General features: G+C 41.1%; 14 protein-coding genes. 8 read left to right on the top strand and 6 right to left on the bottom strand.

The window, feature by feature from the left end; all coding sequences use genetic code 11:
• Positions 1-224 precede the first annotated feature (224 nt).
• On the top strand, positions 225-845 hold the full coding sequence (locus E2R66_RS05640) for a hypothetical protein (RefSeq protein ID WP_133227511.1): 621 nt from the start codon (positions 225-227) through the stop codon (positions 843-845).
• 346 nt (positions 846-1,191) lie between these two features.
• Here E2R66_RS05640 and E2R66_RS05635 read toward each other — a convergent pair whose 3' ends face one another.
• From E2R66_RS05635 to E2R66_RS05620, 4 genes are all read right to left on the bottom strand, one after another.
• On the bottom strand, positions 1,192-1,527 hold the full coding sequence (locus E2R66_RS05635) for a hypothetical protein (RefSeq protein WP_133227509.1): 336 nt from the start codon (positions 1,525-1,527) through the stop codon (positions 1,192-1,194).
• Between the two features lie 102 nt (positions 1,528-1,629).
• On the bottom strand, positions 1,630-6,888 hold the full coding sequence (locus E2R66_RS05630) for an Ig-like domain-containing protein (protein WP_133227507.1): 5,259 nt from the start codon (positions 6,886-6,888) through the stop codon (positions 1,630-1,632).
• A gap of 410 nt (positions 6,889-7,298) precedes the next feature.
• Positions 7,299-8,669 carry a hypothetical protein gene (locus E2R66_RS05625; RefSeq protein ID WP_133227505.1) on the bottom strand — a complete coding sequence of 457 codons (1,371 nt, stop codon included), beginning with the start codon at positions 8,667-8,669 and terminating at the stop codon, positions 7,299-7,301.
• A gap of 229 nt (positions 8,670-8,898) precedes the next feature.
• Complete coding sequence (locus tag E2R66_RS05620) at positions 8,899-9,234, bottom strand: helix-turn-helix domain-containing protein (RefSeq protein WP_133227503.1); 336 nt, start codon at positions 9,232-9,234, stop codon at positions 8,899-8,901.
• Between the two features lie 481 nt (positions 9,235-9,715).
• On the opposite strand from E2R66_RS05620, the gene E2R66_RS05615 reads away from it, so the two are divergent.
• Positions 9,716-10,150: a hypothetical protein gene (locus tag E2R66_RS05615; protein ID WP_133227501.1), complete on the top strand. Its 435-nt coding sequence runs from the start codon at positions 9,716-9,718 to the stop codon at positions 10,148-10,150.
• A gap of 393 nt (positions 10,151-10,543) precedes the next feature.
• Here E2R66_RS05615 and E2R66_RS05610 read toward each other — a convergent pair whose 3' ends face one another.
• Positions 10,544-10,900 (bottom strand): helix-turn-helix domain-containing protein, encoded by a 357-nt coding sequence (locus E2R66_RS05610; protein WP_133227499.1) that lies wholly within the window; start codon positions 10,898-10,900, stop codon positions 10,544-10,546.
• Positions 10,901-10,933: 33 nt separating this feature from the next.
• The gene (locus E2R66_RS05605) at positions 10,934-11,440 is read right to left on the bottom strand and encodes a UpxY family transcription antiterminator (protein ID WP_133227497.1); all 507 of its coding nucleotides are present in this window, start codon (positions 11,438-11,440) and stop codon (positions 10,934-10,936) included.
• A gap of 691 nt (positions 11,441-12,131) precedes the next feature.
• Between E2R66_RS05605 and E2R66_RS05600 the strand changes: the two genes are divergently transcribed.
• The 6 genes from E2R66_RS05600 (at position 12,132) to E2R66_RS05575 (ending at position 24,352) form a co-directional block, all read left to right on the top strand.
• Positions 12,132-14,690: a PQQ-dependent sugar dehydrogenase gene (locus E2R66_RS05600; protein ID WP_158288338.1), complete on the top strand. Its 2,559-nt coding sequence runs from the start codon at positions 12,132-12,134 to the stop codon at positions 14,688-14,690.
• 38 nt (positions 14,691-14,728) lie between these two features.
• The gene (locus E2R66_RS05595) at positions 14,729-18,598 is read left to right on the top strand and encodes a malectin domain-containing carbohydrate-binding protein (protein ID WP_133227493.1); all 3,870 of its coding nucleotides are present in this window, start codon (positions 14,729-14,731) and stop codon (positions 18,596-18,598) included.
• A gap of 259 nt (positions 18,599-18,857) precedes the next feature.
• Positions 18,858-19,658: a polysaccharide biosynthesis/export family protein gene (locus E2R66_RS05590; protein ID WP_133227491.1), complete on the top strand. Its 801-nt coding sequence runs from the start codon at positions 18,858-18,860 to the stop codon at positions 19,656-19,658.
• 46 nt (positions 19,659-19,704) lie between these two features.
• Positions 19,705-22,008, top strand: coding sequence for a GumC family protein (locus E2R66_RS05585; RefSeq protein ID WP_133227489.1), 2,304 nt, complete (start codon positions 19,705-19,707; stop codon positions 22,006-22,008).
• A 21-nt stretch (positions 22,009-22,029) separates the two neighbouring features.
• Positions 22,030-23,364, top strand: a complete 1,335-nt coding sequence (locus E2R66_RS05580; RefSeq protein ID WP_133227487.1) for a hypothetical protein — start codon at positions 22,030-22,032, stop codon at positions 23,362-23,364.
• Positions 23,357-24,352, top strand: coding sequence for a glycosyl hydrolase 53 family protein (locus E2R66_RS05575; RefSeq protein ID WP_133227485.1), 996 nt, complete (start codon positions 23,357-23,359; stop codon positions 24,350-24,352). The genes E2R66_RS05580 and E2R66_RS05575 overlap by 8 nt, the downstream gene beginning before the upstream one ends.
• Positions 24,353-24,381: the final 29 nt, after the last annotated feature.

Below are 24,381 nucleotides of genomic sequence, written 5' to 3'. Positions count from 1 at the left end.
TAAAAGGCCGTCAGGTAAGATCAACCGGACAAGGGTTTCGTGTGGTGTTGGCAATGCTTTAGTATTCGTTTATCCTCCAGCAAAACAAATAAATTTTATCCTATCCCCCAACTTTTAGGACTGATCCAAAGTAAGTCAGGGCTTTTTTTTACGACGGACAAGGCACAGATGCACGATTCAACTTTCCGCAAGGTATTGACCTACTCTCTAATGGCACATTTTACGTGGCAGACGATATCGGTGGAGCTATACGCAAAGTAACACCCTACTACTATGTGAGTACGCTACCTGCGCCAATAAGTAAAGCAGGAGAAAAGCCCAGTGGTTCGATACGGGTTCGCGTGCAAAAAGACGGAACGGTAAATATTTTAACAAGGGTAGGGGCTTACCCGTTTTTAAACGCCAGAGTGTTTATTGTAAAACCGAACGGGGAGGTAATTACCCCTGCTTTTAAGAAAGATTACAAGTATACCTATCTTGATCTGGAGAAGGATCCATACGACGATAGGCTTTGGGTAAGTGGAATTGCAACAGATACGGTAAATAACATTTCGTGTGGTATACTGGAAAGGTTTACCGTTAAAAACGGGGCAATTGGTACAGAAACTTTTAAAACGCCCATCGATTCTTTAACTGTAGACAATAAAGTTTCTCCGCAGATAACGAGTTTTTTCTGTGGCTACAACGGTGTAAAGTACATCGTTATTAACGGAAACGCTATTTACAAGCTTACTCCGGCGGGTGTATTTACTCAAATATACAGGAGCTTAAGGTTCGGTCACGAAACTACAATTACAGGAAGCCTTACCAGTATAGTTGCAACCAGGGATAGCCGCACCATTTAAATTGCCGATGTAAGCACTATCAGAAGTATTAGTAATGGGGTGCCCCGTACTTTAGTAGGCCCTCAGCCCGGTAGGCAGTACAAAGACGGCACTGGTAACCAGGCCGACGTTCATGCAAATCAACTTGCTTTGTCTAAAGATGAAGGTACTTTATATTTCACTGATCGTAACGCGTTACGGAAACTAACTTTGAGGTAATGCTGGCCGTTGAGAAATTTTTTTAATAGCTAATCCTTTGTTGATTATTAAAAGCAAACGGTCGCCTAAAACAGGAGACCGTTTGCTTTTAATAGCTATTTATTGGGGCTTTAGATTTGAAATAAAAAATCAAACGCCCTGAAGGAACTTAATGATTAATCAAAAAGTTTTGTAATAGTTTGCTGCAAGAAATTTCAACTTCTTTGAAGAGCAACTCTTCTATCTGAAATTGGCTGTCCAACCATTCCCGCGCATCCATAGCCGATTGCCAGGTGGCGTTGTCAGGCAGCTCATGAAACATTTCTGAGATAGAAAGGTAAGTAGAATTGATCCAAACGCTCGACCTGTTATTCTTGATCACATCGAGCATAACAAGAATCGATTTTTTATTGTCGTTTCCAAAGCAACTATAAGGTACGCAAGTGTTTAAATTTCTTTCGAGTTTTGCTATAGCCGTTTTAATTTCCTGTGGGTGGCGGTTCATGTCAATAGTTAAAGGGTATACGTTTTTATACGGAAGTTTTTATTATAAGTTTCCTCAAAGTCAAAAAAAACTACTGATTGTTGTGATTGATTTATTTTTAATTTATTTAAAAACAATTACTTTTGAAACCTTTGATCCGCCGGCGTATTCTGCCCGTACCAAATAAAAACCGACTGCTTCACTTTCGTCAATAATGAAGGTTGTACTATAAGCCCCGTTACCATCGGCATTTGCTTTCATCACTTTTAATTGTCGGCCGTTCCTATTATATAAATAAATGTTAATAGCCTCTTGCGGTTTTAAATTTTTTATAGCTACAGAAACGGGTTCGCCGTGGTTAGGGTTGGGGTAAACCATTAATGCAGGCTGTAAGGCGGCGTTGGTATTTTGCTGCGTGTTTGCGATGTATGCTGCTTTGATGCTTTCTGCATTTTCTTCCGGGCGTATGTTATCTATTTGTACTTCCCTTGTTGTGTCTCCCATTGTAGTTACGATGAGCCTCGCTATTGTAGACCGGTTAAATGCAGCAATTGAATTCACCTTAAATGATATTGAACTGTTTTTTTTGATAATAAGCGGTTCTTTAACCGACGGAAGATTTAAGCTTGCAACTTTGAATTTAGTAGCGCCATCACCGTTGAGGCTAATGTTTTTAATTTTAAGGGTGCCATCGCCTTGGTTAGCTATGGTTATCCAATAGTTCTTACTATCGTACTCATTTACAGGAGAATCCAAATTAGCGGCCACAGCTAGTTTTGCCACAGGAGCCGATGGCTGTGATTGTGCTTTCAGCAAAGTTATTTGCGCGGTAAGATTGGGGTTGTCATTCCAATTAAATTCGGACACATATAAATTGCCATTTGTCACGTCCTCAGCTATGTCCAACGGGTTTGTGAACCCCGACATGCCAACCAATCCGCTATTGGCCGATCCGTTGGTTACTTTTACAATGTCGTATATTTGATCATCACCATTCGGATAAATTGTGTTTGCAATAGAACCAGGCTCCATTACCACAATGTCTCCTCCGCCGCTGAAGCGGCAAACCAATAATTTACCCTTTAGTGCGCCATTGAAATTATTGCTTTTGTATTCCAAAGCTCCATTGGGGGAGTGGTTTAAACCAAAATCATAAGCCGCCCCGTAATTAGAATCCGCGTTAACGGCAGGCGAATACAGGGGATTATCTGTAAATCCACGGTTGATCACGTATTCGCCCCTTAACGGATTTGGATGGCCAAAGTACCCTACAGACTTATTCGGGTTCACCCTAAACAGCCAGTCGTCCTGCACTTTAACACCCTTTGTGGCTTCCACAGCCGGGCCGCTGTAAAAAGTGCCGTTAGGGCGCCTGGTTCCCATAACTGAGGCCGGTGAGTTGCCGCCCCCGCCAGAACCATTTGTAGGTATATACAACTGGCCATTGGTATGCCAAACCAAATCATAAGCATTACGTACACCGGATGCATATATGGTAAGGGGAGATTCGCTACCGTATGGGTTGTAAGTACCATCAGACATGAACGCCGAAGTAGTAGGTGCCGCATTAATTAAAGCCTGGTTACTTGTTGTTTGTGCATTTAATGGCAATGCCATAGCGTTGAGCTTACCAACATCTAAACGAAGAATAGTGCCCGATAAAAGCGTTTCGTCGCGCTGCCAGTCGGCATCGTAATCACCTGCAGATGTATTGCTTCCCTGGCAAATGTACAAGGCACCATCGGGACCAAAATTCACGCTGTTCACCATGTGATCGCGGGTGGAACGAGGAAGTTTAGTTACCATCAACTGTTCGTTTTGTAGGCTATCGCCGCTCAAGCGCGAAATATTACCATCAAACATTGGCCCTGCTGTTAAGCCACCCGATGAATGAGATACCCATAAAATAGGGTTGGTTGGCGTGGATTGCGGATCGAACGCCAGGCCGATGGCCGTACGGCTACCGTACTTACTTACCATCGTGTACAAAGTTTGTTTATCGGAAAGGGAACCGTCGGAATGGTTTACGGTAAAGCGTTCTATTAACCCGTCGAATCGTAGCGCATAAAATTTGCCATCGGGACCAAAAGCAAGGGAGGAATACTTGATGTTTTGCGTGCCGGGGATAGGTATTTTTTTAAACTGTGCATTTAAAAAGTTGTTTGAATCGATAACAGCCGGACCTGTAGTGAATTTCATTTCATACGGGGCGAACGCTGCACCCGGGTATGATTTAACAGCCGAAATGATCACAAATTTATATTGCGTGTAAGGCTCCAGCGAACTTGATGGGGAAAAACTGATAGCATCTCCTCCGCCGGTTCCCTGTACGGTGCCTTTAACCTGATAAAAAGAGGTATCAATTTGTTTATATAGTTTAACAGTAGTATCGTTGATCGTTTGATTATCCACGCCACCCTGGTAACCGGCTACAGCGGGTACGTGCAGGCTGTTGGCGGCAATGCTTACTGTATTCAAACTCACATCGCGCGCACCATTGGCCGGTGAAGTCGCTATCACGTATGGGCTGGCATCATCAACTACATTTATTTGCACAAGCACGTCGGCGCTGGTAAAGGTGGCTGATGTTGCCCTGATGGTGGCGTAGTAGATACCTATGTTTAAATTTTTAGCAGCAGAATAATTGAAAGGAATTTTAGGTTGTGTGCCGGTTACAGTTGCTGGGGCACTTAACCAGGCCGGGCTCCCCGTTGGGAAAGTTATGCTTACCTGATACGTGCCCGCCTGATTGTTGGAGCTACTCAGCACCATTTCAAACACAGTATTTTGATTGGTACCTTTACGGAAAGTCAAATTTTTGTTGCCGGTTTCCCAGTACAAATAAGGGGCAGTACTCACCGGCACAATATTGGCGAAGTTGATTTTAGTATTTGTGCCGCCATCAGCATTTATAGTAAGGTGTTCATCGGCTACGGTAACCCTAATTGTATTTGATTTAAACCTGCCAATATCGCCCTGTTTACCAATTGGTTTAAAGTTAGTGATAGCATTTACACCCTCTACATTAAGGTAATGATATTCTGGTGCCGTTGATACGTTGCCATCGCCAACGGAAACCGTGGCATCATAAGTGCCGTTCGGCACTTCTATTTCCCAATATCCCTCGGTTTTTACGCCCTGGAAAGTGCCAGATATGTTGTTGGCTTGCATATGAAATACAGTTGCCAGCAAAATATCTTCGGGCAGTGTGCGTAGCCTGCCGTTGCCCACAAGGTTTAATGCGGTACCGTCGGCTCTTTTTCGCCAGCCGTACCTCAATAAAGCACCCTGGTATTGCCCTAACCGGTCGCCGTAAGCCTGCCCGTAATCTATAAAATAATCGCCCGGCGGCACGGTTTGCGCATTCTGGAAATTAACATTCACGGTTTTGGGAATAAGATTTTCTACTACATCCAGTGTAATCAATAGTGTTGCAGACTTATACCCTTCAGATGCATAGGTTATCAGCGCCTGGTAATTGCCTGCGGGCATGTTAGCGCTTATATTTTGCGGTCCAAATTTTAAGCTGTCACTTGGGTTTGTCGGCAGGGTAAGCCAGTCGGCGGTAGTTTTAGCTAACGTAAATGCGTGTGTTGAGGGATTGGAAAGCAGTTTTACAGCTTGCGGCAGTATGTCCGCACCTTTCAAAACGGTAAATTTTAACGTGTCTTTGGAGAACGTTAATGTACTCTCTGAAGGGGGCTGTACAACATTTTGAGTGCGTGCAGAGATATTAAAATCATCAAAAGTATAGGTAACCGCACTCGTGCCGTTACGATAAGTGGCGAACAATCCGGCGTATACTAAACCCGATGCCAATCCGCTATTTTGTATATTCATAGAGCGGCTGGCATAACCTACACTTCCTGTACTGATATAGTTAACGCCATCGATGCAATAAAAGCCTTCTGCCGTTTGTTCTGCTGAATCGATAACCAGTTTTAATAAAACTTCTTTTGTGCTTAAACCCGAAATTACAGGAGTAATACGCTGGTCTGGGTTAGTCGTGCCGGTTACAGTGCTGGTTACGTCATTCAGTTCTCTGCGAAGTTCGACCCTATTCCCGGTGACGCCCAATTTAATGTACGTTTTATCATTTAAACCATACCATATACCGCCTTGTTGAGATTGCGTGCCGTTGTAAGGGTTAACAATTTTAACATCTAATTGCAATAAACCAAATGGTTGGAATTGAACTCCCAAAACATTCAGCTGATTATTATTGCTTTGATAATCTATCCCTTTGTTTGCCACCAATTGCAGGCGGCCGCCTCCAACTGATATTTTGGACGGCTCATAGCCAGGTACTTGTTGTAAAGAAGGCTGACCGTCGGCTACTAAGCGTGTGCCCGTGTAGGTGTTTACAGTAGTAAAACCTGTGCCTTGTCCGTTTTTATCATTGATGGATCCTGGTACCGCTGCATCAAACGACAAGCCGAAGGGTAAATTAACTTTGAGTGCAGCGCAGTTCAGCGTACTTAACGGCGCACAGCAGTTGAAAACCTGTGGAGCAATTGACTTAACGCTAAAGTCGTCGAAAGTGTAGGTGACCGGCGAAGTACCATTGCGGTAGGTGGTAAAAATGCCTGCGTATAAAATTCCAGATGCTAAGCCACTATTCTGGATATTTAATGATGAATTTGGATAGCCGGTAGCGCCAGCACTGCTGAAGTTAACGCCGTCGGTAGAATAAAAGCCTTCTGCTGTTTGTGCTGTAGAGTCTATCACCAACCGCAACGTTACGGTTTTTGTACTGAGGCCGGTAATTACAGATGTTAAGCGCTGGTCGGGGTTTGTTGTGCCGGAAACTGTGCTGGTAACATCATTTACTTCTTTACGGAATTCTATTTTATTGCCCGTTACACCCAGTTTCAGGTAGGTTTTATCGTTCAAGCCGTACCATAGCCCACCTTGCTGAGATTGTGTATTGTTATAGGGGTTAATTATTTTTACTTCCAGCTGCACTTTTCCGGAAGGCTGTATTTGAACGCCCAATACGTTCAATTGATTATTATTTGTTTGAAAATCTATCCCTTTATGTGCGACTATCTGAAGCACTCCGTTTGTAAGGGATATTTTTGATGGGTCGTAACCTGGTACGTTTTTAAACGGGGGCAAACCATCAGCCGACAGGCGCACTCCTGAATAAGTGTTTACTGTGGTAAAGCCCGTTCCCTGGCCGGTTTTATCGTTAATAGTGTTAGCTATGGGCGTATTAAACGATAAACTATACGGAAGGCTGACCTTTAACGCTGTGCAGGGTAGCGTGCTTACTGCAGCACAAGTGTCTTGTGCTGCATCATGGCTAATCATTACATTACCAGCACCTAAAGATGTAATAGCGCGGGATATGAGAAGCAAAGAAAAAATAAACCTTTTCATGTCAAAGTAAGCAAATCGCAGAAATAAGATAAACTTTATTCTGCGTGGATTAAATGTAGATGTGTATGATCTGCTTACAGTTTGAAAGGAGGGTGGCTTTCATGCTTGTAGCACTATATATTAATATCAATACATCATTTTTATACAATTTTAAATGTATTTCATGGGTACTGATGGCTACTTATAGCACTCGTTCTGCTTATGTATAAAATTGTGTATTTATAGCGAAAATCGACGTTGGGTTTGTGTAAAATGCGAACACTGAGACGAGGCAATGGTTACATAGTTTGTTGTTTGTCTAATATCAAAGTATTTTATTATCCCCGATAAAACTAACAAGAGATATAACCCCATTTTTTCCGTAGAACGGTTGTCACGATTATGTGAAATAGACTGCTGTATATGTTGATTTACTTCTGCGCCATTAACGCATTGTTAGCTTTATTATAGAGCTTAATATTTTCTATGAAGTATACGTTATCCTGATAGTCGTAATTTGTGCCTTTTTTACCCAGATAGTCGCTGCCTAAAATGTAGGCGTGATTGATTACCTGGCTATGCTCGTCAATTGCTTTCCAAACTCTTATTCCAATTTTTTTATCATGATTTTTGGCCCTGTCGGTATAACTCAATCCTATTTTTACAGCGAAGGGGCCGGAAAGATTTGCCAGGAGCTTTGAATCGGGCAGTTCAGAGGCGGCAGGCAGCAGCATTTGACCGCTATATTTATTAGTATACTGTAGGGGTTTGGTAAGCTGCTTGTTTAGGTCATAAAGTGCTAAAGTATCAGAATCTTCAATGGTACAACACCCGTGATATGAAGCAATCTTTCTGATCTTAACTGGTTTTCTTGAATCGGCTACTTCAAAATAATCGGCAGTTATCTCATCAGAACTATTTGTGGTGCCTTCACCATGCAATCCATTATCGAAATAGGTAAAACCAACCTTTGTTTTAAAGTTAAGCGAATTTAATATCCTTTGCAACCCAGGCTCCCAATCATTTTCATACTTATATTCCCATATGCCGGTTAGTTGAATCGGCTCGAGTATTGCGTTTTCAGCGCTGATATGTAATATTAGCTGTCCATTGATATTAGCGCAGGTGCTTCCATAGGGGAGCTGAAAATTAAACTTACGGCCCATGCCAACTGCCGAGTGCTGAAATTTCAACGCAGCTTTCCACCAAAAAGATTCTACCCTTTTGTTAAGTGCTTTGGCTGTGAATTTAACATTCAAGTCTACGGAGTCGCCGGGGGATAAGGTCAACGGGAATTTTTTTTTTTCGTCGGTAAAAAATACCGTCCATAATCCGTTAGCTGAAAAGCTGGTACTATCTATTGTTACGCTTTTTTTCTCCTTGTTTTTGATCCTTATTTTGGAAATATCATGATTTATTATCGTGTTTTCCTTTTTGCCATGGTTAACCGGCAAACTCGGATTATAGATATAAGAAAATACAACCCTGTTAGCGGCGGGGAAACCATCCAGGTTGTTGATCTCTAAACCTTTCCTGGCCAGTATTTTATTATTTGCCGTTTTTGCATTTGGTAATACACCCGATAACAAATGCTTATTAAAACTATCAAAACTAAAATTTAAGAGGATGCCAATGGAGATGTTCAAGCAAACGAGCAGTGTTAAGACTATTTGTCTGATACGTGCTTTTTTGCTTACGAGTATAATCAGTCCATAAATAACGAAACTTGTTATAGCAATTAATAACGGGACGTACAGGTTCATCAATGCGCCGACCTCGTCTTTTTCGAGCGGTACTGCCACTGCAATTGCAACGGAAATGAAAACACTAATCAGTAAAAAAATAAATTGGAAAAAGACCCGGTTGTGAAATGAAACAAGTAGCGGCATGATGGATAAGATTAATATTACCGTACCCGTAGGTAAGACAGCCAAAACTAATCTAATAATGCGCTCTAAAGTGCAGTATATCTATTTTTGTACCTAATATGTGTAAGAGTGTGCAGTGTATAGTGGAGGTATTACAACGCTTTTACAATGAATCTACAAGCAACTGGTTATACTGCTCTAAAAGTGCGACATATTTATTCTTATAATGTTCGTTTTCAGCATTAGTGTCTGCATCCTTTGCAGGTGTGTAAAGGATACAGTTGAAATCATCGGGCGAGAACATTTCCGGTATTTCCTCGGAGAAATCGTGCCTTAATAAGCAACCGATAGATAGTATTATATCTTTCTTTAAGTTGCGCTGATTAAACCAATTGTATATCGATCTGCGATTTACCTGAAGGCCCTTGGCAAGCTCACTTATACTATAGCCATTTTTTCTGACCCGATACTCAACTATTTGTCCGTAGTGCTTTTCCATATTATATCGTTATCATTCACATTCCTTGCACAAGCCTTACCCACCATTAAATGGTAAACTTAACAATTTGTTAAAATATATCGTCGTATTTGTACGCGATCTTAAAAAATTAAATACGTTTTTTCTAGTCGTTCAGTTGTGCTACAAGCCAACAGCACAAAATTTTGGCGCTTGAGTTTTTGAAATGGCAAGCTTCGGGAGCGAAACCTACCTTACCTCTCAATCAAATTCCGGTGATATATCCCGTACTATTTTAAACTGTGTTTTCTCATTATAGGGATGCAAATTACACAGGTTTAGGTCACATTGATTTTTAATAAATCAGCCCCAATTTCGTCTCCAAACATGGCGTTTTAAGGCAATATGGGTATTGTTTCCCGTTTCGCGACACAATTTTACACTATTTCACAACCTGTTATACACTCTTGGGATAAAGGGCTTTTTGCCAAACGTATGGCCTACTTTTATGAAAAATTAACAAATGAAAAATTTAAGAAACAATTTAAATCTACTTTGCATAAACGGGTCAGCGAAGTTCATCCAGTCTGTAGCTTTCAAAAGTTTGCTGCTGTTTTCAGTAGTGTTGCTACTTGGTTCAGGATGTAAAAAGAACAAAAACGTAGTAAATACCGATAGAGATTATGGTTACGCAAAGCTTACTGTTGAATGCGCAGGCAAATGCCATGTGAGCTACGGTACCGGTACTACATTGAGCGAAATAGATGTAGAAAAATCGCAGGCGGTTTATTACATTAGATATCAACGTAATTACGACCTGGTTGTGAACGTTACTCCAATTGATGTTGATCAAAACGTGATTATAAACGTGTACAGTAGAGAAGAGAAGCAGATTTTCCGGAATTCAGCAGTGAAAAAGGTTGGAGAAACCTGGACTGCAAAAGTCTTGATCCCATAAACTATCCGTTAGAATATTTTAAGCCAGCCAATAGTAAATCGACTCTAAAATTGCTTAGCAGATTGAACCATTGTTCAGTCTGCTTTTTTTTTGCGTTTTTATTTTGGTGCCAATCGTAAAATCAGGATACATTGACGCTTAACTAAATCAAGCCTCTGCGACAGCAAGGACAACAGACTACGAAATAAACCAGCTACGACTTTGACTGACCGATTCCGTTTTTAACTTTGAATTTGTAAAATGCTGGTTGGCAATGATTCAGACCTGGTAGGGCGGTGCGTTGGCAGTTAGTATATAGCAAGTCAGCGCCAACAATTTAATTGTTGCGCTGAAAATACGCAAGCATTGAGAATGATTGGCTTAATATTTCTTTTCGATAATATTATTTGCTAATTACAAGTTTCGCTCATATTGCTCTAACAATAGTTGGTTATACTTCTCCAGCAGGTCTATATATCTATCTTTCCAAACCCTTTCACTCTCGGGTTCGTTAAATGCCTGACTAAAGCCTAATTTAAGTTTTTCTGATGGGAGGAAATCTTCTGCGGTAAAAAGCTCCGGAAATTCTACTGAAAAATCGTGTTTTATAAAACCACCTACACGATGAATTATATCCGGTTTAAGATACTTCTGGTTAAACCAGTTGTAAACGCACTTCCTGTTAATGTTAGCAAGCCGCGCTAACTCACTAATACTGAACCCCTTTTTTCTGATGGTTAGTTCAACAATTTGGCCGTAATGTTTGTCCATATATGGGTGATTAACACCTTTAAATAAATTTAATTAGCAAGCGACAAGTCCCTTTTGGTCTATCTTTACAGTTAAAGCGCAATTCATGCTTTTAATTACCATCACTACAGATTTTCCGTTTACCTTCTGTACTTCTCCACGTTGATTATTAAGCGGACCATCTACGATCAAAGCCTCGTCGCCTATCTGTAAATTGCTTAATGATGTCGTTTCTATGTCGCGGTAATTTTTCACAATGCGCTTTATCTTTTCAATTTCGATGTCTTGCACAATTGCTGGTTTGCCGCAAAATGTGATGTAGTTTATCACCCCTGATGTTTGTGTAATTTTCTCAAGGTCTGTATAGTTGGCGCGCACAAAAAGATAGGAATTGAAGAGCGGTACCTCCACCGTCTTGCTACGATCTGCCCACTGTTTGCTTGTTTTTACTAGTGGGCAATAAGATATTATGTTTTGTTCTTTTAAAAGCTGGTCTACTTTCTTTTCCCACCGGGAGCGCGTATAAAGTACCATCCAGTTATTATCATTCGCGTTGTTCATAGGTAGATGCAGATTGTATTTGTAATTGTGAGGCTGTTTCGGTAAATTATAAAAAACCACACTTTTTATCCAACTAAATTACTGCAAATTGGACATGATGTTATTATGGATAGATGCCTTGTATATCAATATGTGAAGTGGTGGGAAACTATAATTAGTAAAATTGTAACGTTGTGCCTAAACGTGGTCATTTAAGCTAATTTATTTCTGAGGTTTTTAATCACCACTACGCAGTATTACTCAAAAATTTACAAGCTTTCTCACAGTTATACATAAACCGTACAACTGCCTCTTCAAAGGCCCAAAGGGCGTCTAAATAAGTTAAAATTGTATCAAATAATCAACTACTTGTATGCAGTATGCTGTAAGCGAGAGGGCGAAGCTTTGTAGGAAGCGTTACCCGACACTATAATTTATTATGACATCTACTTTTAACTTTTTCAAAAAGTTTTTGCTTTTTCCACTACTCATAATAGTAATATTTACGTTCCTTTTTTTTAATGGAAACATATTTAATATAAAAAATACTAATAGGGATAGTATAAAAACTACAGACATTTTCAACCTGTCGTCTGCGCCGCACATAGAAACCATCAGAATAAATTTTCAAGATAACAACACTCAGGCCCCTCCTGGTTGGCTAAAAGATACCGGGGAACCTTTTTCGGAACATCCCGGTACTTACGAGGGAATGGGGTTAACTTTTGGATGGAAAAGCACTGAAACCAATGCCCCCATCAGTTTACAAGGCAACGGCCGCGCAAGGATAGAACCCGAAGATTTGTTGCTGTCAACTTTTGTGCATATGCAGGCTAACGATATAAGTGCGTTAAAATACGGCGCATTTGATGGCGTTAAAGCCAGCGGGTATTGGGAACTAAAGTTGTTGAATGGTGTATACAAAGTGACTGTAGCTGTTGGCGATGGTGCAGTTACAAAGGCCAAGCAAGTAGATTGCATCAACATAGAAGGTGTTAAAGCCATTTCTAACTTCGTGCCTATTGGCAAATTACGAAGCCCGGGAAGGTTTAAAGAAGCAACTGTTACAGTTACCGTAACCGATGGCCTCCTAACCATCGATGCCGATGGAGGAATTAACACCAAGATCTGCTATTTGAGTATCGTGCCAATCAGCGTCAATCCGTATTTGTATCTATCCGCATCGCAACAAAATTTGCTTATCGAAAAACAGGATCATGCTAAACATACAGCGGGTTTAAAAATGAATAATTCGGTGCATCAAAAGCTCGTTTACAATATAACCGCTAAATATCCGAAAGGCGTTAAAAATTGGATGGTATTTAACGTGTTGGAGACAGAGAATGATTCTATTTACTTTGATTATTCGTCTGCCCGTGACCTACCAATAGGTAATTATTCCACACGGATAGAAGTGTCATCGGCAGGTTATGTGCCCGCAAGTATAGACATATCATTAAGAGTTGTTGATAATAAACGCCCATACGTTGTGGCTGCTAACCCGTTAAACGGGTCTGTAATTACCACTAATGTTACTATTGCCGCCAATAACCTTTCAATCCCAGCTGCAAAAGGGTTTAAGGGAGGTGCAAATAATGCAACTATTACCAATAAAACGGTTAAGCTTTTAAAGTTGGATAATGGCAGAGAAGTAAATGTGCAGGGTAATGTGCAAGGCACGGGTGGGGGCGACGCTATCAGTTTTACGCCATCGCAGCCGCTGGAGCCTTATACCAATTATAAGTTTATCATCACCAATGGTGTTAAAACCTATAACGGCGTGCCTTTTGTACCATTCCAATCTACATTTTCAACTACGCTGGCACCCGTAGATTCCAGCAATATCATTAAAGCCGAGTTTACCAAGATATCGGTGCCTGGTACACAAAATAAAAAGTACACGTCGTTGTTATTCGGGCCTGATGGTAAGTTTTACGCGCTAAAGATAAATGGCGGAATAGAGCGTTTTAATATAGATCACCAGAGCGGTATGCTAAGCGGCATGCAGCAAATAAATACTTTAGTTAAAAAGCGAGGAGAATCAACAGCTATTGGGTTAGTTTTTGACCCAAAATCTACTGCCGAGAATTTAATTGCCTGGGTTTCATACTCATCCGCTGAAATGAATGCTGCCCCAGCTTTCGATGGTAAAATTTCGAGACTTAGCGGCAATAGTTTGCAAAACGAAGAACAGATAATCGTTAACCTTCCACGCTCCACAAGAGACCATATGGTAAACAGCATGGCTTTTGGCCCCGACGGTGGGCTCTATATTTCGCAGGGCAGTAATAGCTCGGCAGGAAAATACGATAAGGGTTGGCAACGCGAAGAGACTTTGCTTTCCGGAGCGATACTAAGGCTGGATATCAACAAACTTAGTAATCTAAAATTGCCGTTGGATGTAAAGACCAGCGATAATCAAAAATTGATAAACAATGCGCCAACTTCAACTATCAAATTCAGCGATGGTAAATATAACCCGTATTCGCTTAAGTCGCCTTTAACTATTTATGCATCAGGCATCCGCAACGCTTATGATATGGTTTGGCATTCCAACGGGCAGCTGTATATCCCGGCTAACGGATCGGGAGGGGGAGGGAATTCGCCGGCAGCAGTGCTAAACACTAAGCGTCCGGATGGCACGTACTACAACGGACCTGCTGTTTTGGCTACAGAGAATGTACCGGTTCAGCACGACTGGCTGTTTAGGGTAAACCCTAAAAAAGGCGTTGGCTATTATGGCCATCCAAATCCTTTGCGTGGCGAATACGTAATTAACCGTGGTTTTGCAGATAACCCAATGTATCAGCCTTCGGTTACGCCTGATAGAAACTACCGCGGGGCTGCATTTGACTTTGGATACAACAAATCGCCAAACGGTGTGATTGAATATAAAAGCGGAGCATTTAACGGTGCTTTGAAAGGTAAACTACTCGTCTGCCGTTTTAGCGGAGGGGGGGATATCATGGTGTTAGAACCAGGTACTATCAACAAGACCGGAAACCTGAAAACCCAGGAAAATTTAAATTACGACATCGTACGATCTGCAAGCGGATCGGGAAATTACGGTTTGGTTGGAATGGTAGGTTTTGCTAACCCTTTAGATCTTACGGAAGATGTGATTAACGGTAATTTATATGTGAGTGAATTTAATTGGAATGAAAATCCAAACCTCATATCGCAGATAACCCTTTTAAAAGTTGTGCAGCAGCCAAAGCCCAAAACTATTGCTGTACAAAAGGGCGCCGCCCTTATATCAAAACCCAGGTAAATACAGGCCTGATTTATCCACTGCTTAAATAATTTAATATGATAGGGAAAAACTACAAAATCGGTTCGTTATGCTTTGCAAACGTATTGTTAACGCTGCTACTGTTTGGAGCCGGCAATACTGTAATTGGCAAAACATTCCACTCCGCAAAGAGTGTGGCATTAAATAAGCTCGCCGGCATTGCTGCGGATACCTGTAGCCCGATTAGTACGCTTAATTGTAATGCTGTAAAAGTAGGGCTGCCGTATAGTTTAAATTTTAATGCCGCAATACCCGGAACTATAAACGATAAAACCGGCCAGGGTACTGGTTTTACTACTGTGAATACGTATTCAGGAACCAGATTATCGGTTGATGGAACCCGAACATACAGCACAGTACCCGGCTACGAACCGTCAAAAATCACGCTAACCGGAGGACGCTTACAGGTGGTAGCCAATAAGGGTATAGATTATTTGACTAATAATAATCAGATAAACGTATTAGGCGTACAGGTTGCGCCCGTAAAAAAGTTGCAGATTGATGCCAAAATAATTAGTCCTTATAATGGTACGCAATCGCAGCAAGTTGGAATTTGGTTCGGTTTAAACGATAAAACATTTATCAAATTAACTATTGCCGGTAATAAGGTAGAAATGAGGAAGGAACTGAACGATGTATCTTCAACCACATCGGGCACAGCTAACCCCGACCAGCGCGTTACCCCTGTTATTAGCGGATTGAGCAGCCAGATAGTTAGTTTGCGTATTGTAATTGATTCTGCAAATAATACCGTAGAAGGTTTTTACTCTACAGATAGTTCTACGTTTGTAAATGTGGGGGCTTCATACCCAAGTCCTTCTATCAGTGTGGCGGATATGGCGATCACTAATACGGATGCTTATGCAGCTATTTATGCTTCTTATCGAAATGGTACCGCAGCAGTAACCTACACTTTTGATGATTTCGCTGTAAGTTCTATAACAGTTCCTGTTGTACCGCCAACTCAAAACGTTAATATCAATTTTCAAACTTCATCCACCAATACGCCCGCAGGTTACCTTGCTGATACCGGGTTGCCGTATGATGCAACCAGAAAATTTGGGTGGATAAATCCTAATACAAAACAACCGGTTGATCTTCAGGCTAATATGCGCCTTAGAACCGGCACAGGTGATATCAAACAACTCAGCCTGGTACAAATGCAGGCAACAACCAGCCCACAAGTGCCCGGGAACTGGGAGTATGCCGTAACAAACGGGACTTACAGGGTTACAATTAGTGCCGGCGATTTTAGCTATTTTGACAGTAACAACCAGATAAATATTGAAGGGCTACCAACAATTGCAGATTTTAGCCAAACATCGGGTACCAAGTTTAAAACAGCAACTGCAGTCGTACAGGTATCGGATGGTAAGTTAACTGTTGATGCCAATGGCGGTGTCAATTCAAAACTGAATTATATAACCTTTGCGCCGGTAACAGCGGTGGCCGATAATATTGCTCCTACTGCAACAGCAAGGTTTGTTGGTACGTTGAAATCGACAAGTGCTTATGACGATGAGGTACAAGTATTTTTATCAGCCGCGGATGCAGGAGGGGCGGGGTTGGCATCATTGCAATATTCCCTTAATTCGGGCGCTTTTGTTGATTATAAGATACCATTTATTTTAGGCACTGCCGGTAGTTACACGCTGGCTGTTAAGGCTACAGATGCCAACGGCAACACCACTACAAATTCTTACAGTTTCAGTATTATTGCGCAATCTAATTCGGGTGCTTATTTATCCGTAAAAAACCTGGATGCTTTCCCATCGAACGACCGCCTGGTATTTTCACTTATTCAAACCCCATGGAGGCGCACAAGCCCCGATACTACGCCTTATAATGCTAACCACGATAGGGTTAAGCTACGAGTTAATAACAAGGGTACAGGTAAATTAAAGGTAAATAACCTTGTGTTATCTAACCCGGCTGTATGGAAAATTGTATCTGTAAACACCGATACATTAAGCACGGTACCATTTTCGGTTACGGCGGGTAGTTTTGTAGATGTCACTATACAGTTTAGAGCTAAAGATGCAGCAACCCGCTTGAAAGTTTTTAATGATACCCTCACCATTGCAAGTACCGATAGCATTTCGCCTGCAAAGAAGGTGGTGCTAGCAGGAATTTGGCAAAAAGAAGGGGAAAGTACCAATGAACCATATGCACAGCAGCTTATTAATGCGTTTGGTTTTGGAACCATTGTAGGGTATGGGCATGATGATGGTAATATCGACGGCACTACCCGTGTAAGCAGTTCCAGCGAAATTAACGCTGATTATTTTGTGAGAGCCGATGCTTCCAAGCCGGTAACAATTGTACAAATAGCAGCTTACCATGGTTGCTGCTCGGCAACAGAATCAATAAAATACTTTAACAAAGGTTCAACGTCGAACCTGAATATTTTCACACACAACCCTTTAGATGGGCAATCGATAATGCCGAGGCTCATTGGTTCAACTACAAACCTTGCACGGGGGACTTTCAGCCCTACCACCGAGTTTGGTTTTCGTGTAGGTACATCGTCTACAGATCGTACACAAAACTTTAACGGATTAATAGGCATTAGGGTATTAAAGGCTTTGGATGCTGCTGGTAATATCATTCCAAACGCGTACTTTTTAAATGGAGATTACCTGGGCACCTCGTACACTAATTACGATTATCAGGATAACATCTATTATATAGAAAATATCAGGCCCGATTCCGGAACTGTAAATTATTCTCAACTGATATCGCTGCCGAATACATCATTCACTTTTGAACCAACAGTAACCGGCAATAGCAAAACAATAGCCGTTACATTAAAAAACAATGGTAATTCCTATGCGGATAGCACAAGCGATCCCTCGATACAAATAAAAAGCGTAAAGATCACCGGACCAAATGCCAGTGAGTTTTCGACACCAACGTTTGCTACCACAACAGTTGGTGTGCAAGGTATTAAAGCTATTAATGTAAAGTTTAGCCCTGAAACTGTGGGAATAAAGAATGCATGGCTGGTTGTAAATTACAACAGTGCATTGGCACCATTGCGCATACCACTTTACGGCATTGGTAACACCGCAACATCCACCGTTAATGTTGTGAAACGAATCAAAGGCGGCTCCGATGCCAATGTAACCATTGGCAATGTAGCATGGGAGAGTGATAAGAATTACCGCAAAGGATCTATTAAACTTGATATGCAGGTAGCGGCTAGCCCTATAGCCGGCACAGATATCGACTCATTGTATCAAACTTATTTATCAGCGGCGACAGACCTGGCAGAAACACGTTACGAGATACCGGTGACCAACGGCGACTACCTCGTGCGGATGCATTTTGTAGAAAATTATTGGACCGAAGCCGGTTTAAGGGTATTCGGTATTAATATCGAGAACCAACTGGTATTGCCCAATTACGATATTTTCAGCGAAGCAGCTTATCGCACCGCGACGGTAAAAGATTTTTCGGCAACTGTAACCGATGGTGTGCTAACCGTGAAATTCAATCCTACGGCTAATAGAGTTGCCCTGGCCGCATTGGAACTTTATCAGGTTACCAATACCACACCACCAACTGTAATGGTAGCTGATAGAAATAGCTTATTGTTGAATAAACCCGATTCAGCAGCTACAGCCAAAAAAATGGTGGTTTACCCTAACCCTAATCTGGGTAGTCAATTTAACTTAAACATCTCCAACTTCCCTAAAACCCAACCAGGTACGATAACCATTACAGATATGTTCGGCAAAACAGTCCAAAAGCAAAAGTACATCACCGATGAATATGGCACAGCCTACCTACAAATACAATTTAGCCGGGTACTAACAAAGGGAGTATACATGATCAATGTGCGCTCCGGCTCCGTTGCCATGTACGCTAAATTGCTCGTTCAATAAACAATTATACACATACGCTAGTGCATATTTCCCATTATTGCACATTAACGTACCAACACACCAAAATGCTAATTATTAATGCTTTTTATTGCAATATTTGATCATTGTTAAAGCGGATGTTATTAGAATAAAATTAATAACAAGCAATAATTGAAATCATCCTATTTGAAAAAGTCGCTGATGTAAGCGGAGTGGCGAAGCTACATAATAGCTATAAAGGAAACATCTAATCTCAAAACATAATACTCACATTCATACCATGAAAAATATTTTTTCGCCGAAAGGCGTACTGATAACTGCGCTTGTTGCTTTAAGTATGCTTAGTTCTTGCGTTAATACCAAGCGGCTAAAATACTTCCAAGACTTGCCGCAATCGGCACAAGCCAGTGACGTTGACATTGCGGCCTATAGCGACACCTTTATACAGCCAGACGATATATTAGCTATTAATATCAACACTGTAGACCCAACGGCTACCAATAGTATAAACAGCCGCAATGGTGGTTTTGCCAACGCAGGTACTCCGCAATCGGGAATGATAACGCCGGTATCAGGCTACTTGGTGGATAAGATGGGTTTTGTAGATGTGCCAGTTTTAGGTAAGATAAAACTAGGTGGCCTTACTACACTAAAAGCACGCGAAACTATTGCTATCGAGGCTGTTAAATCGTTTAAAAACCCTGTGGTAGATGTTCGGTTTCTCAACTTTAAGATCACTGTTATTGGAGAAGTTAACCGCCCGGCATCTTATGTTGTGCCTAATGAGCAAGTAAGCTTATTAGATGCAATTGGTTATGCCGGCGACCTAACCGTTTATGGCCAGCGTGAAAATGTATTACTGATAAGAAAAGATGCTGCCGGAAAAAATATTACTGTAAAGTTAGATTTAACCAAAAAAGCTACGCTCAACTCACCGTATTTCTACCTCAAACAGAATGATGTAATTTACGTGGAGCCCAACAAAACCAAAGTGTTGAACAACGATAATAACCTCATCAAATACATTACAGCCGGTGCAACCATATTTACTGCTATTGTATTGGGCATAAGGTATTTATAAAGGCGCATACAAACTATCTATCTAAAAATAAACTAAACATATCTTTATGGAAACTCGCCTGGTAAAAGAAAACGGCAATGCCATCAGTAATTTTCTTTTACAGATCAAATCGCACTGGTATTTGTTCGCAATCAGCTTCGTGGTGTTTTTAGGACTGGCTTATGCGTATGTAACCTTTGCGACAAAGCAATACCTCGTTACCAGTACCATTTTACTTCAACAGCACCCCACATCACCCGATGCTTCATCTCAGTTCGCCAACGGCGGTGCATCATCAGCCTTGAATATAACTGATAATATAAAAAACGAGGGGGATGTATTGCGTTCGAGGAATTTGATGAAAGAAGTGGTGCAAAATATGCAGCTAAATATCCAATATTTTTTCAAAAGCGGATTGCTGGCCACAGAGGCATACCAGGAAACGCCCTTTATCGTAAGTATTACCAAAAACAAAGTAGACTCGTTGCAGTTGCGCAAATACGTAATAAACGTTGTTGATGAAAACACCCTCAACATTGCCAATAGCGATGAGGATGTTAATTTGAAAGTACCTTTCGGTAAAACCGTCAGCCTTCCACAGTATAATATTCAGATTTCAAAAAGGCCGGGCGTATTGCCTGTTAAGCAGGAATTTTCGGTGAACATTATGTCGGAGGATGATGCGGTTACAGGTTTGTTAAACAGCTATGATGCCGAATTTACCGATAAAGCCACCACCACGGTTGAGTTTACTTTATACTACCCCAATTCCAAAAAGGGTGAGGCAATATTGCAAAATTTAATGAACCAATATCTTGCCGATAACCTGGCGAACCGTAAACGTAATATAGATAGCACTATCAACTTTGTAAATAACCGTATTGCGGTGGTGGCAGAAGAACTTAGCGGAATTGAAAAAGACTATCAGGCATTTAGAAGCAGCAATAACATAACTGATATAGACGAGCAATCTAAAGTATTGGTAGGTAATGCAAGTATTTATGCGGACAGATACCAGCAGCAGCAGGTTCAACTTTCTATTATCAAAAGCTTAAAGAACAGACTGAGCGACCCGGGTAATAAAGAGGTTATACCCAGTTCGCTTAGTATACAAAATACTTCGTTTGCAACAGGTTTGGCACAATACAACAACCTTATAAACGAACGGGAGAAAAGCAAACTATCTTATACGGAAACGAATCCGGTTATTCAAAACATCGATCAACAAATACAACTGGCCCGCCGTAACTTATTGCAAAGCATCGACAGCTACGCACGGGAAATAGAGTTGACGAGTGCAGGATCCAGCACGCAAAATAGTATCGTTAATAATAACATTAAGGCTGTTCCGGGTAAGCAACGTGCACTGGGTGATTTTGCAAGACAGCAAGAGTTAAAGCAACAATTATATGTTTACCTGTTACAGAAACGGGAGGAAACGGCCATGGCCAAAGCTGCGGACATGCCTTATTCCCGGGTTGTTGATAACGCAAAAAGTACAAAAACGCCTTCCAAACCAGTAAAACCAATCATATATGTAATGTCGTTTTTTCTTGGATTTATCGTACCACTCGGATACGTAAACTCTAAGAGTTTGTTTGCAAGGAAGATTAATTCGGAAGCGGATATAGAAAAACAGACCGACGTATTGGTTATAGGAAAGATAGGCCACAATAAGTCATCGGGCAAATATCTAGTAGATATAAATTCGAGATCGCCTGTTACAGAGAGTTTTAGGACGTTGCGCACCAAATTGCGCGGATTGTTGGATAACGACCAGTCTAGCGTTATAATGATCACCTCCAGCGTAGAGGGTGAGGGAAAAACCTTTTTAACATCTAACCTTGGCAGCACCTTAGCCATGTCGGGCAAAAGCGTTGTGTTGGTTGAATTAGACCTGCGTAAACCTCGTTTATCTGGGTTTTTAGGATTAGATGCAACAAAGCCTGGGTTTACCAATTACGTAATGGACGATTTGCCTTTGAGCAAAATAATAAAGCCAAGTATGTTTGATGACAATTGCTTTGTGATATCGTCTGGACCAGTTGTTGCCAATGCCAGCGAACTGCTGTTGAGCGACAGGTTACCGGAATTAATTGCTGATTTGCGTACCAAATTCGACTTTGTGTTAATTGACAGCCCTCCTGTAGGTTTGGTTTCGGATGCATTGGTAATTCAAAAGCATGTAGATATGACCATTTTCGTTTGCCGACACAACTACACCAACAAAAATCAAATCGAGATACTGAATGACATCAAGACCAAGGATAATGTTGAAAATCTGTACCTCGTTATTAACGACGTTGATTTTTCGGGATCGGCTTACTCGGGCTACGGATACGGTATGGGTTATGGAGATAAAGTAAATTAAGATAGCGATTATCAGTGTATTATGATAGGTAACAATTTTTCTTTACAACAGACAGCCAACGTAGCAGGTAATTTCCTTTCCCGTTACGTTAACTTTTTGATGTTGTTTTTCCCCATAACGGCTTTCTTAGTGGTTCCGGTTATTCCGGGTACCACAATCATTACGGTGTTAGCAGGCTTAATGTTCTTTGTTATACCGTTATCTACCTTAAAGGAAAACAAATACATGTTTTACCGCGACTTATTTTATTTCCTTTGCGTGGTAACGGTATTGAGTTTTTGCTCGCAGTTTATAAATTTAGTTACCAATTTAAAACTGATCAAGCCACTCATCTTAATAAACCATAATGATTTTACCAAGACATTCTACCGCAAATCGCACCTAACCCAAACCCTGCCGTTGCTGGTTGGCTTTGTGATATACGCGTATGTAAAATATTTCTCTACCGATAAAATTATAGATTACATCTACTGGGGCTTGCGCCTTTTATGCCTATACGGTTTCTACGAGTTTTGTTTTTATATGCTTACCGGGCAAAACGGAGATTTTATGGTTAATCGCACCTTCGGCGAGGGGGAAAAATCGGCGTCGCTTTTTCAAACAGTAAATCTTGGCGGTATCAGTATGATGCGCTTTAAGAGCTACACCGGCGAGCCATCTATGTTCGTGTTTACGGTTTTCCCGTTTTGGGTATTAACTTTTGGCCTGAACAGAACTTTTGATAAGTTTTTGCTGCTTGGTTGTCTCATTTTAACATTCTCTACCACCGCGTACGCCTGTATGATATTATTCGGAGGGTTTTGGATCATATATCGCCGGCAATTTCAGTTGTTTTATTACCTCAGCATAGGGGTGGTTTTATTGTGTTTTGTTTTACAACTGGATATTTTTCAGCATATGCTAGACAGCATTTACAACTTTGTGTTTGCAGGCAAACTGGAGAGCAGCGCTTCTGCCAGGGACAGAAGCAACGGTTTTTTTACACACGTATCCTATTGGGCAAGTCTTAATGTTTTTAGTCAGGCATTTGGAATCGGTTTCGGTTATGTACGCTCTACAGACTTTTTCTCAACCATTATTGTAAACAATGGGCTGATAGGAATAATGGTATTTACAGCATTCGTGCTCAGGAATTTATGGCTCGACATACCGGGCAAATTATTATCTATTTGCTACAAAGCCGGTTTGTTTATGGTTTACCTAATTATGATGGCCACCGTACCAGAGTTTGCTTACCCTTCTTTATGGATATACATAGCTTTAGGTTATGTTCTGCAAAACAACAAGGAACCTTTAATTTACGAAGAGCCTGTTTATACCTATACTCCGGCTCCTAAAATGTTAAGTAATGCGTAACTTACTTACTGCCAGTGCGGCGTTAATTGTATTATGTATTTGTTGCAAATGCAATGCTCAAATACCCAGCAACCCAATTGTATGGGGTATAAACGGACACCCGCTTACACAACTGGCCTACTATAATAATATCGATGAACAGGTAAGCCAGCTAAACGACTTAAAGCTGAAAAGTTACCGTTTTGATGTGTTGCTGGATAGCAATGGTTATGCAAAAAAAGAGCAATTATTTGTTCAATTACTTACTAAGTTAAAAGTCAATAATATAGCGGCGCTCCCGGTGCTGATGCAAAGTGGGCTAAAAGGTTTGGACAACGAATCTATTTACCAAAAAAGCTATACGCAAGGGCAAAACTTTGCAACGCGTTACGGAAAGTATCTGTCGGTACTGGAGGTTAATAACGAGGCCGATAACAAAATGATGCTTCCCGGCGATCCTAGCGGAAAAACAAGAGCGGATTACAATATCGAAAAATCGCAAAAGATAATTGGCGCTATAAAAGGGTTTATAGATGGGCTTAAATCTAAAAATCAAAATGTAAGGGTAACCCTTTCTGTTAGCTACATACATTATTATTATTTGCAATTATTGAAGGACAATAATGTTAATTACGATATTATCGGCTGCCACTGGTACTCTAACATGGGGCCAATTGGTGCCGCCAGGCCAAAGGGCGACGACGTACTTTCCGAATTTAAACGCAGGTTTAATAAACCCGTTTGGGTAACGGAAGTTAACTATTCAAAAGGCACAGGTAAAGTAAGTTTCGCAAGGCAAAGCCAGTATTTTGCAGAGTGTATACCTGACCTCATTTCCAGAGGGGTTAAAGCGGTGTTCATTTATGAACTCTATGACCAGCCGGCGCTTAAAAACAAAGATCCTAATGAAGCGTGTTACGGATTGGTATTCAGAGACGACTCTGGTAACTACGTTACTAAAGATGCCTACCAGGGTATCAAACAAATTATTCAAAATTATAGCCGTTAAACTATAATTCCGCTCAATTTTTTGCGAAC

This window comes from Mucilaginibacter psychrotolerans (assembly GCF_004519315.1).
Classification (GTDB): domain Bacteria; phylum Bacteroidota; class Bacteroidia; order Sphingobacteriales; family Sphingobacteriaceae; genus Mucilaginibacter; species Mucilaginibacter psychrotolerans.
This window is presented reverse-complemented; position numbering and strand designations above follow the sequence as displayed.